The following is a 6,736-nucleotide window of genomic DNA, read 5'->3' as shown; positions in this document are numbered from 1 at the left end:
CCTCCTGCGCCCGGGGGGGCCGGGGCCTCCGGGGGGGGGGGTCCGCGCCGCCGGCCGCACCGGCGGCCAGGGCCCGGTCGCGCCAGCGGCGCTCGGCGCCGGAAACGTCCGGGTCCTCGGGGACCTCGGAGCGCAGGCGCTCCACCAGCGTCAGTTCATCCATCGTGGGCCTCCCGGTGGGGGTCGGCGGCGTCGCCGAGCGCGCCGCGGAGCTTGCGGCGGATCCGGTTCATCCGGGACCGGACGGTCCCGGACGGGACGCCGAGCGCCTCGGCGACCTCGTCGTAGGTCAGCCCGGCCCACGTCACCAGCAGCAGGACCTCGCGCTGCGCGGCGGGCAGCGCGGCGATCGCGCCGGCGAGGGCCTGGGAGCTGGCGCCGGCGTGCACCCGGTCCTCGACGGCGTCGGTGAAGGGCTCGGTGACCGGGTCCGTGCCGCCGCGGGCGAGCGCCCGCAGCGCGCGCACCTCGGCGCGGCGGTGCCGCCGGATCAGGTTGGTGGCGATCCCGTAGAGCCACGGGCGCGCGTCCGGGCGCTCCGCGTCGTAGGCGGCGCGGCGGCGGAACGCGACCAGGAAGGTCTCGGCGACGATGTCCTCGGCCGGGTCCTGGCCGAGGCGCCGCACCGTGTACCGCATGATCGCCGGGGCGTGCCGGCGGAACAGCGCGGCGAACCGCTCGGGATCGGACCGGGACGCGGCGATCAGCGCCGCGTCGGTCGGCTCCCCGGACGGCTCCGCGACGGGGTCCCGGACGGCTCGGGCGGCCTCTCCGGCGGGCGGCCGGGCGGGCTCTGCGGCCGGCGCCGGGAGGGGACGGACCGGTGACGACCGGCTTGTCGGGGGCATGGGCGGGCCTCTCGGGTCGAGGACTGATCATCCTTTGTTGCCCGGCCGCGCGCCCTTGGGTCCCCCGGGATCGAACACGTCCGCTCCCCAGAGCGTCTACAGTTCTGTAGACGTTCATGTGCGACCGAACAGGATGACCCCGGATGACCGCCGCCCCGGCACCCCTGGCCTTCGACGGCTCCCGCGTCGACGGCCCGCTCTTCACCGCCGTCACGCATCTCGCCCGCGACACCCGGTGGCTCAACGGCCCCCTGGAGTGGTGGACCAACGCCGGCCTCGCCGTCTTCGCCGTGCTGATGCTGGCCGCCTGGTGGCGGGCGCGGCACCGGGACGCGGCGGCGATGGCCCTCGCGCTGGCCGCCCCCGTCGCCGTCGGCGTCGCGTTCGCCGCCGCCGAGGTCGTCAAGAAGATCGTCGAGGAGCCGCGCCCGTGCCGGGCGATGCCGCACGCGTTCATCGTCGAGGCGTGCCCGGCGCCGTCCGACTACGCCTTCCCCAGCGGGCACACCACGGCCGCCGCCGCGGCGGCCGCCGCCCTGTTCCTGCTCGACCGGCGGCTGGCCGCCATCGCCGCGGTCTTCGCCGCCTTCGAGGCGTTCACCCGCGTCTACGTCGGCGGCCACTACCCCCACGACGTGGTCGGCTCGGTCGTCCTCGCGGTGCCGGTCGCCTGCCTCGCCGCCCTGCTGCTGCGCCGCGTCGCGACGCCGCTCGTCGGACGGCTGCGGCACGGCCCGCTGTCCCCGCTGCTGGCCGCCCGGCCCGCCGCCGGACCGGCGGGCGCGCGGCCGGTCACAGGTAGCGCAGCCACAGGTAGGGGACGCACAGGGCCACGGTGACGGCCGTGACGACCAGCCCGTAGCGGGTGAACCGCCAGAAGCCGATCGGGGTGCCGTTGCGGGCGGCGATGCCCAGCACGACGACGTTGGCGCTCGCGCCGATCGCGGTCGCGTTGCCGCCGAGGTCGGAGCCGAGCGCCAGCGCCCACCACAGCACGTGCCCGCCGGTCCCGGGGTGCTGCTGGACGAGGTCGGAGACGATCGGGCTCATCGTCGCGACGTAGGGGATGTTGTCCACGATCGCCGACAGCAGGCCCGACGCCCACAGCAGCAGCATCGACGCGGCGCCGAGGTCCCCGCCGGTCACGTCGGCCGCCGCCCGCGCCACGTGCGCGATGACGCCCGTCTCGACCAGCCCGCCGACCATCACGAACAGCCCCGCGAAGAACACCAGCGTCGGCCACTCCACCTCCGCCAGCGCCTGCTCGGTGGTGACCTTCGTCGCGGCGACCAGCAGCCCCGCCCCCAGCAGCGCCACCACCGACGGCTCGTAGTCCAGGACGGGGTGCAGGACGAACGCCAGGATCACCGCGGCGAGCACCGCCAGTCCCTGCCACAGCAGCAGCCGGTCGGTGATGGCCTCCCGCTCGCGCAGCGCCATCACCTCCGCCGCCCGGTCGGCGTCGTAGACGAACGCCGCCCGGAACAGCCACCGGCACAGCAGGCAGAACACCGCGATCAGCCCGACCACCAGGGGCGCCAGGTTGACGAGGAAGTCGTTGAACGTCAGGCCGCCGCGGCTGGCGATGATGATGTTGGGCGGGTCCCCGACGAGCGTCGCGGTGCCGCCGATGTTGGACGCCATCACCTCGGCGATCAGGTACGGGACGACGTCCAGGCCGAGCCGCTCGCACACCAGGAAGGTGACCGGCACGACCAGCAGCACGGTGGTGACGTTGTCCAGCAGCGCCGACGCGCCCGCGGTGATCAGCACCAGCATCACCATCAGCCGGTAGGGCCTGCCGCGCGCCCGCTTCGCCGCCCAGATCGCGACGTACTCGAACACCCCGGTCTGCCGCAGCACCGAGACGATCACCATCATGCCGAGCAGCAGGAAGACGACGTTCCAGTCGATGCCGGTCCGCTCGGAGAAGAACGCGGCGCGGGCGTCGGTGACGTGCAGCAGCACCATCAGCCCGGCGCCGCCGAGCGCCACCGCCGTCCGGGGGATCCGCTCCGACGCGATCAGCACGTACGCGACGACGAAGATCGTGACTGCGGCTACGGCGGCCAAGGCGGCTCCTGGGAGTCTTTCGGGGTCGGCTGTACGACGCCGACCAGACTTCCCGGCACACCGTTCACCGACCCTAACGGGATTCCGGGGCGTTTTCCACGCGGGAGCGCCGCGACCGCCCGCCCGACCGGCGGTGACGTCGGCGGTGCCGGCCGGCCGCGCCCCTGCTACGGTCGGGGTTGTGCGCGCCGGAGAACTCGCCGTGGACCATCCCACCGTCACCGCCGACACGAGCGCGACGGACGCGGCCCGGCTGCTGGCCGAGCACCGGCTGCTCGGGCTGATCGTGGTGGACGAGCGGCACCGCCCGAAGGCCGTCCTTCCCGGCTCCCAGCTGCTCGGCGCGCTCATCCCGCAGTACGTGCGCGACGACCCGGCCCTGGCCCGCGCCTACGACGAGGGGCACGCCGACCGGCTGTGCGAGCGGCTCGCCGGCAAGCGCGTCGCCGACCTGCTGCCCGCGAACCGGACGCCGCCGCCCGTGGTGGACGCCGACGCGACCGTCATGGAGATCGCCAGCGTGATGGCCGCCGCGCGCAGCCCGGTCGTCGCGGTCTCCGGCGATCCGCGCAGCACCGACGCGCCCATGATCGGCGCGATCACGGTCGCCGACCTGCTCACCCGCGTCCTGCCGCCCGCCTGAGCGGCGCTCACCGCGCCGGCGCCCCGGGGGCGGGGCGCAGGTGGAGCGGAGGGCGGCGCCGGTCAGGTGGTCTTGGCGGCCGGGGCGGCGCTCTCGATGCGGGCGGCCTCCTCGCGGAGGCGGGCGGCGAGGTCGCGCTTGTCCTGGGCGGTGTCCGGCTCGGCGCGCTGGATCGCGTCCGGCACGAAGGCGTCCGGGGCCGTGTCCGCGGCGGGGGCCGTGTCGTCGCGCAGGCCCTGCGTCTCGGACTTGAGGATGCGCATCGACCTGCCGAGCGCCCTGGCCGCGTCCGGCAGCCTCTTGGAGCCGAAGAGCAGCACCACCACGATGCCGACGATCAGCCAGTGCGACGGCGAGAACTCGCCCATCAGCGCCTCCCCTTTGTCCCGGTGCGCGTCCAGCGTACTCTCACCCATTCGCGCAACCGCGCAACGATCAGCGGGCGGCCGCGCTCGGACGCGGGCGCACCGGCCCGCGCGCTGCGGGCCCCGTGCCGGGCGGGCGGGTCGCCCGCTCATGCCGCCGCCGTATTGTTCGCCCCGATGGCCGGCGGACCGGCCCTTCGGCGGGCAATGCGGCGGTCGTCACTTCCCGGGCCGAGGGAGTGCGCGGCGGCACTTCCTAAGACGGCCGGTCATCCAGGGAAACCGTTCCGGGACAGGGTCGCCGGAAAGGCGTCGGGACCGTCTCCGGCAGGCTGTCCGGCGGCCGGGAAGAGTGCTCAGTGAGCGGCCTCGTACTGCTGGACGACGTTCGCCGGGATGCGGCCCCGGTCGTTGACCGGGATACCCGCCGACCTGGCCCAGTCGCGGATCTCCGCGCTGCGCTCGCGGGTGCTCGCGGTGCGCGTCGCGGTCTTGCGGCCGGCCGGGCGGACCTTGCGGGCGCTGTCCCGGTAGGGCGCGATGACCTTGCGCAACTTCGCCGCGTTCTTCTTATTCAGGTCGATCTCGTACGCCCTGCCGTCAAGGGCGAAGGACACCGTTTCCACCGCCGCGCCGCCATCGAGGTCGTCCACCAGTGAGACCTGGACCTTCTGCGCCATGAGCCATCTCCGTTCCGTTTATTGCTCAGTTCGAAGAATAGTAGATGCTCGGCGGCCGCGGTATTGGCGGAACCCCGATTAATGTATTTCCTCAACGGGTGAGGATTTCGTCATGCGCGCGCATGGCCGGGGCGCCGAATCCGTCGTCCGGGTCAGCGGGACACCAAGCGCGCCTGACCCTCGGGACGCGGCCCAGGCCCGCCGCGCCCCCGGACGCCGCCCCCCAAGACGCGTCCGAAGAAAGTTCACGTTCATATCTGGACAGCTGCCTTACCAGACGGTAGTAAAGATCAGCCCCCTGTTCCCCCGGTCCCGGAGCCGCCCCATGCCGCGCCGTCGCGCCCTCCTGTCCACCTCCGCCGCCGCGCTCATCGCGGCGGGCGGCGTGAGCGCCCTCCCGGCCCACGCGGCCGATGCCTACACGGTGAGGACACTGCATTTCGACGTCGCGGTCGGGCCGAAGCACGACCAGCACTGCGACGTGGTCGGCGACCTGTACCTGCCATCCGGGGCGTCCGCCGCGCACCGCGTGCCCGCCATCCTCACGACCAACGGATTCGGCGGGTCCAAGGACGACCAGGCCGGGCTCGGCAAGACCTACGCGCAGCGCGGATACGCGGTCCTGTCCTATTCCGGACTCGGATTCGGCGGCAGCGGCTGCCGCATCACGCTCGACCACCCCGACTGGGACGGCGCCGCGGCGAGCGGGCTCGTCGACTATCTGGCCGGGAAGAAGGCCGCCAAGGACGGGACGCGGCTCGACGCCGTCAGGCTGGACCGGGCCGGCGACCCGCGCGTCGGCATGGTCGGCGGCTCCTACGGCGGCCAGATCCAGTTCGCCGCGGCCGGCGTCGACCGCCGGATCGACACCATCGTCCCGATGATCACCTGGCGCGACCTGCGCTACTCGCTCGCCCCGAACAACCAGGTCGTCGACGGGAGGCCGAGCACCGACCCCGGCGTCACCAAGCTGGTCTGGGCGCTCGGGTTCTTCGGCGAGGGCGTGTCCGCCGGGCTCACCAACGGCAAGGCCGACCCCGGACGGCTGCTCGGCTGCCCGAACTTCCCGACGATCCTGTGCCAGGCCGTCGGCGAGAGCCTGGTCTTCGGCGTGCCGCAGCAGGCGAGCATGGCGTACATGAAGGCCGCGTCCGTCGCGTCCTACATGCCGAAGATCAAGGTGCCGACGCTGATCGTCCAGGGCGAGACCGACAGCCTCTTCGACCTCCAGGAGGCCACGGCCACCTACGAGCAGCTCACCGCGCAGCGCACCCCGGTGAAGATGATCTGGCAGTCGTCCGGGCACAGCGGCGGCAAGGTCCCCGGCGACGGCGACCTCGCCGACGTCACCGGCAGCTACACCGGGCAGCGCGTCGCCGCCTGGTTCGACCACTACCTCATGGGCCGCACCACCGGCACCGGCCCGGCGTTCACCTACTTCCGCCCCTGGGTGAACTACCAGGGCAACGCCGCGCCCGCCTACGGCACCGCGGCCGCGCGGAACAGGACGCTCTACCTCTCCGGCAAGGACAGGCTCGTCACCGACCGCAAGGCCGTCGCCGAGGGCGCCGCCAGCTACGCCAACCTGCCCTGGATCCCGACGTCGTTCTCCGAGGTCTCCGCCGTGCAGGGCGCGCTCGGCCTGGACGACGTCCCGCCCGCCGACGCCCCCGGCACCGCCGTCGCCTGGACCGGCGCCCCGCTCGCCGCCGACACCGACGTCGTCGGCTCCCCCGCCCTCACGGTCCGGCTGGACTCCCCCGCCGCCGTGCGGTCGCAGAAGTCCGGCGTCAACGGGCGCCTCATCCTGTTCGCCAAGCTGTACGACGTCGCGCCGGACGGCTCCGTCTCGCTCGTCCACCGGCTCGTCTCCCCCGTGCGGGTCGCCGACGTCCGCAGGCCGCTGACGGTCGCGCTGCCGTCGATCGTGCACCGGTTCGCCAAGGGCCACCGGCTGCGCGTCGCGATCGCCTCCAGCGACCTGTCCTACCTGGGCAACCGCGGCGTCCTGCCGGTCACCGTCCGGACCGGGCCCGCCGACCCCGGCGTGCTCACCCTGCCCACGCTGCGGTGAGCGCGTAGCGGGGACCGTCGCCGGTCCGTTCCCGCGGGGGCGGACCGGCGGCC

7 protein-coding genes are annotated in these 6,736 nt (G+C 74.0%); 3 read left to right on the top strand and 4 right to left on the bottom strand.

Going from position 1 to position 6,736, the window contains the following annotated elements; all coding sequences use genetic code 11:
- Nucleotides 1–155: 155 nt before the first annotated feature.
- A complete protein-coding gene (locus ABT299_RS28080) occupies nucleotides 156–848 on the bottom strand; it encodes an RNA polymerase sigma factor (RefSeq protein ID WP_500252535.1) in 693 nt (230 codons plus the stop codon).
- A 143-nt stretch (nucleotides 849–991) separates the two neighbouring features.
- Between ABT299_RS28080 and ABT299_RS28075 the strand changes: the two genes are divergently transcribed.
- Nucleotides 992–1,687 (top strand): phosphatase PAP2 family protein, encoded by a 696-nt coding sequence (locus ABT299_RS28075; protein ID WP_190857307.1) that lies wholly within the window; start codon nucleotides 992–994, stop codon nucleotides 1,685–1,687.
- On the opposite strand, the gene ABT299_RS28070 is transcribed toward ABT299_RS28075, so the two are convergent.
- A complete protein-coding gene (locus ABT299_RS28070; protein ID WP_500252534.1) occupies nucleotides 1,641–2,921 on the bottom strand; it encodes an ArsB/NhaD family transporter in 1,281 nt (426 codons plus the stop codon). The genes ABT299_RS28075 and ABT299_RS28070 overlap by 47 nt on opposite strands.
- A 181-nt stretch (nucleotides 2,922–3,102) precedes the next feature.
- Here ABT299_RS28070 and ABT299_RS28065 point away from each other — a divergent pair, with 181 nt between their 5' ends.
- Entirely contained in the window at nucleotides 3,103–3,564 is a 462-nt protein-coding gene (locus ABT299_RS28065) for a CBS domain-containing protein (RefSeq protein ID WP_190857311.1), read from the top strand.
- Nucleotides 3,565–3,626: 62 nt separating this feature from the next.
- On the opposite strand, the gene tatA is transcribed toward ABT299_RS28065, so the two are convergent.
- Nucleotides 3,627–3,980, bottom strand: coding sequence for a Sec-independent protein translocase subunit TatA (gene tatA, locus ABT299_RS28060; protein ID WP_500252533.1), 354 nt, complete (start codon nucleotides 3,978–3,980; stop codon nucleotides 3,627–3,629).
- Between the two features lie 305 nt (nucleotides 3,981–4,285).
- Nucleotides 4,286–4,609 (bottom strand): histone-like nucleoid-structuring protein Lsr2, encoded by a 324-nt coding sequence (locus ABT299_RS28055; RefSeq protein ID WP_190857313.1) that lies wholly within the window; start codon nucleotides 4,607–4,609, stop codon nucleotides 4,286–4,288.
- Nucleotides 4,610–4,934: 325 nt separating this feature from the next.
- Between ABT299_RS28055 and ABT299_RS28050 the strand changes: the two genes are divergently transcribed.
- Nucleotides 4,935–6,683 carry a CocE/NonD family hydrolase gene (locus ABT299_RS28050; protein WP_500252532.1) on the top strand — a complete coding sequence of 583 codons (1,749 nt, stop codon included), beginning with the start codon at nucleotides 4,935–4,937 and terminating at the stop codon, nucleotides 6,681–6,683.
- The last annotated feature ends 53 nt before the right edge of the window (nucleotides 6,684–6,736 follow it).

This window comes from Spirillospora sp. NPDC000708 (genome assembly GCF_040299565.1).
In the GTDB taxonomy this organism is placed as follows: domain Bacteria; phylum Actinomycetota; class Actinomycetes; order Streptosporangiales; family Streptosporangiaceae; genus Spirillospora.
The sequence above is the reverse complement of the archived record's forward strand: the minus strand, read 5'-3'. Positions and strand labels throughout refer to the sequence as shown.